Source organism: Stenotrophomonas maltophilia group sp. RNC7 (assembly GCF_030910085.1).
In the GTDB taxonomy this organism is placed as follows: Bacteria; Pseudomonadota; Gammaproteobacteria; order Xanthomonadales; family Xanthomonadaceae; genus Stenotrophomonas; species Stenotrophomonas sepilia.
The window spans coordinates 1-553 of the sequence record NZ_JAVFVN010000735.1 but is presented as its reverse complement, the minus strand read 5'-3'; the positions used below and the strand labels follow the sequence as shown (position 1 = coordinate 553).

Sequence of the window (553 nt, the reverse complement as noted above, 5' to 3'; positions counted from 1 at the left end):
AAAGACTTTTGAACAAGCTCTGTGAATGCAATTAATTCATCATTACCAGTGAACGCATCTCCTGCTAATAGCCCCATCTTTGCAATCGCACTTGCCATTTCAGTATAAACACCTTTACTTCTATCTGCTGCTTGAAATATCTTATCTTGGAGTTCTAGTTGTGTTTGCAGTCCATCATTTATGAGCGCAAGCCTTGCGTTTGTATTAGCATAGCCATCAACAATATCCATACCTTTTTTAAGTCCTGCAAATCCTATAAGGGTTTTTAAAAGTTTATTCAAGCTGCTGTTAGCACCATCTGAGCTTTGTCTAGTTTCATCGAGCTCTGTGTTGAATCTATCCGTGGCACTACTCGCTCCTAAAATTCTATTAGTAGCTTGAACTGTTGTATTTGATATTCTGTCTATTACTCTAGAATAATTACCGTATAATCTAAACATTACACCTAATGTAGCCATCAAATCACCTGCTTTCTAAGCATAATAAAAGCACCTACCTTGGTAAGTGCTAATTCATATTAAAAATAATTTAAATTAAAAGTAACTTTTATGTG

At 35.1% G+C, this 553-nt stretch carries 1 protein-coding gene; it reads right to left on the bottom strand.

Annotated features, from left to right (window positions below; genetic code table 11):
• Nucleotides 1-458 (bottom strand): hypothetical protein (locus tag RCF13_RS16140; RefSeq protein ID WP_308141342.1); only part of this gene is annotated, 458 nt, incomplete at its 3' end.
• Nucleotides 459-553 lie beyond the last annotated feature (95 nt).